The sequence below is a fragment of the Roseospirillum parvum genome (assembly GCF_900100455.1).
Taxonomy (GTDB): domain Bacteria; phylum Pseudomonadota; class Alphaproteobacteria; order Rhodospirillales; family Rhodospirillaceae; genus Roseospirillum; species Roseospirillum parvum.
The window spans coordinates 7,231-9,620 of sequence record NZ_FNCV01000018.1 but is presented as its reverse complement, the minus strand read 5'-3'; the positions used below and the strand labels follow the sequence as shown (position 1 = coordinate 9,620).

4 protein-coding genes are annotated in these 2,390 nt (G+C 74.9%); all 4 read left to right on the top strand.

Annotation, left to right across the window (positions count from 1 at the left end; translation table 11 throughout):
* Positions 1–34: 34 nt before the first annotated feature.
* On the top strand, positions 35–1,111 hold the full coding sequence (locus BLR95_RS14800; RefSeq protein ID WP_092621940.1) for a phage baseplate assembly protein: 1,077 nt from the start codon (positions 35–37) through the stop codon (positions 1,109–1,111).
* A complete protein-coding gene (locus tag BLR95_RS14795; protein WP_176787897.1) occupies positions 1,108–1,719 on the top strand; it encodes a phage baseplate assembly protein V in 612 nt (203 codons plus the stop codon). The genes BLR95_RS14800 and BLR95_RS14795 overlap by 4 nt, the downstream gene beginning before the upstream one ends.
* A gap of 2 nt (positions 1,720–1,721) precedes the next feature.
* Complete coding sequence (locus tag BLR95_RS14790) at positions 1,722–2,219, top strand: phage GP46 family protein (RefSeq protein ID WP_092621936.1); 498 nt, start codon at positions 1,722–1,724, stop codon at positions 2,217–2,219.
* On the top strand, positions 2,209–2,390 hold a 182-nt coding region (locus tag BLR95_RS15865; protein ID WP_425438448.1), incomplete at its 3' end, for a hypothetical protein. The genes BLR95_RS14790 and BLR95_RS15865, both read left to right, overlap by 11 nt.

Below are 2,390 nucleotides of genomic sequence, written 5' to 3'. Positions count from 1 at the left end.
CCGTGCCCGGCGGCCAGGCCCTGGAGGTGCTGACATGACGTTCAGCAGCGACGTCACCCTGGCCCTGGGCGGCCGCCTGTGGACCGGCTGGCAGGAGGTCACCGCCTCGGCCGGCCTGGAGCAGGGTGCCGGGGTATTCACGTTGAGTTTCCGGGCTCGCTCGCCCGACGGCAGCCGGCTGCCCGGGGCGGTCGGCCAGGGGGCCCGCTGCCGGCTCGATCTGGCCGGGGAGACGGTGATCACCGGCTGGGTGGACGAGGTGACCCGGCAGATCGAGGACCAGGCCCTGTCGCTGACCGGCCGCGACGCCGCCGGCGACCTGATCGACTGCTCGGCCGCCTCCCAGCCCGGAGAATGGCACGGGGTCTCGCTGACCGAGATCGCCGCCGCCCTGGCCGCGCCCTTCGGGGTGCCGGTGGCGGCCCGGGTCGATGTGGGGGCGCCGTTCGGCCGGTTCAGGGTGCAGGAAGGCGAGACGGTGTGGGCCGCCATCGAGCGGGCCTGCCGCCAGCGGGCGGTGCTGCCGGTGAGCGACGGCCTGGGCGGCCTGGTCCTGACCTCGGCCGAGGTGGCCGGCGCGGCCACCGTGCGGCTGACCGACCGGGCCCTGAAGTCCGACTGGCGGGTGGTGGATTCGGGCACCGGGCGATTTAGCGAGATCACCGTCAAGGGGCAGGCGCCGGGCTCCGACGATGTGTGGGGCGAGCCGACGGCGGCGATCAGCGGCCGGGCGATCGATCCCGGGGTGCGGCGCCACCGCCCGCTGACCGTGCTCAGCGAGGAGCCCACCGACGCCACCGCCGCCACCCTGCGCGCCGCCTGGGAAGTGCGGGTGCGGCGCGGCCGGGGCCTGCGAGCCAGCGGCACGGTGGCCGGCTGGACCACCGGCGGGGTGGGCGGCGGCGGGGCGCTGTGGCGGCCGGGCCAGCGGGTGGTGCTGGACTCGGCGCGGCTGGAGATCACGCGGGAGCTGCTGATCGCCGCCGTCGAATGGCGCAAGGGCCTGAAGGACGGCACGGTGACCCGCTTGGAGCTGGTGCCGCCCGACGCCCTGGCCCGCATCGCCGAGGGCGGCGAGGCCGACATCGAGGACGGGGGGTTCTGGGAATGAGCAGCGGCATCCAGGCCCTGATCGACCGCGCGCTGCGCCCCGTGCGCACCCGCCTCACCCTGCTGGTCGGGCGGGCGGTGCTGCGGGCCGTCGCCGACGGGCCCCGCATGCAGGTGGTCCAGTTGACCGCCCTCGATGGCGAGACCCTGGATGGGGTGGAGCGCTGGCAGGACTACGGTGTCACCAGCCACCCCCGGCCCGGCGCCGAGGCGGTGGTTCTGTCGCTGTGCGGCAACCGCGATCACGCGGTGGCGATCCGCGTCGACGACCGCCGCTACCGGCTGACCGGGCTGGCCGAGGGCGAGGTGGCCCTCTACGACGATCTGGGTCAGCGGGTGCATCTGACCCGTACCGGGATCGAGATCGACAGCCCGCTCAACATTTATGCCCGCACCGACGGTGTGCTGCGCCTCGAGGGGGAAGGGGTCGAGATCCACGGCCGCACCTACGTCCAGCAGGATGTGGCCGGCAAAGGCTGGCGGGAGACCCACGTCGGCGGCACCGCCTACCGCACCGACACCTGGACCACCGGGGCCATCGCCGTGCCGGGCACCGAGTTCGGCCTCGATCAGCCGCACATCCCGTCCGACCATCCGGAGGGCCCCTGATCATGGATCTGGCCCTGGCCTACGACTCCACCCTGGTGGCCTGCGACCTGGCGCTGGACGGTGACCTCGACGTGGCCACCGACGCCGGCCTGGAGACGGCGGTGCTGGTCAGCCTGTTCACCGACCGCCGGACCAACGCCGATGACCGCCTGCCCGACGATCCCAGCCCGGCCGGCTCGGTCAGCGACCGGCGCGGCTGGTGGGGCGACGCCCTGCCCCCCGGCGACGAGGCCGGCGCGACCCGGCCGGGGTGGCGCCTCGGCTCGCGGCTGTGGCTGCTCAGCCGTGAGAAGCAGAGCGGCGAGACCGCCCGTCGGGCCCGCGAGTACGCCGAGGAGGCGCTGGCCTGGCTGATCGAGGACGGGGTCGCGGCCGCCGTCACCGTCACCGCCGAGTGGGTGGCGCCCGGCGTGCTGGGCCTGGGTGTTGTGATCGCCCGGCCCGCCCAGCCCGACACCCGCTATGACCTGACCTGGAAGGCGCAGGCCGATGCCATTTGACCGCCCGACGCTCCCCGAGCTGGTCACCACCACCGAGGCCGACCTCACCAGTCGCCTGGGCACCACCGCCGCGCGGCTGCGGGTGGGGGTGGTCGACGTGCTGGCCCGGGTCTGGGCCGGCGGGGTGCATGGGCTGTACGGCTACCTCGCCTGGATCGCCCGCCAGGTGCC

What these genes read in the sequence shown, in the direction of transcription:
- BLR95_RS14800 (WP_092621940.1), top strand. Translation starts at nt 35, where the DNA reads ATGACGTTCAGCAGCGACGTCACCCTGGCCCTGGGCGGCCGCCTGTGG.
- BLR95_RS14790 (WP_092621936.1), top strand. Translation starts at nt 1,722, where the DNA reads ATGGATCTGGCCCTGGCCTACGACTCCACCCTGGTGGCCTGCGACCTG.
- BLR95_RS14795 (WP_176787897.1), top strand. Translation starts at nt 1,108, where the DNA reads ATGAGCAGCGGCATCCAGGCCCTGATCGACCGCGCGCTGCGCCCCGTG.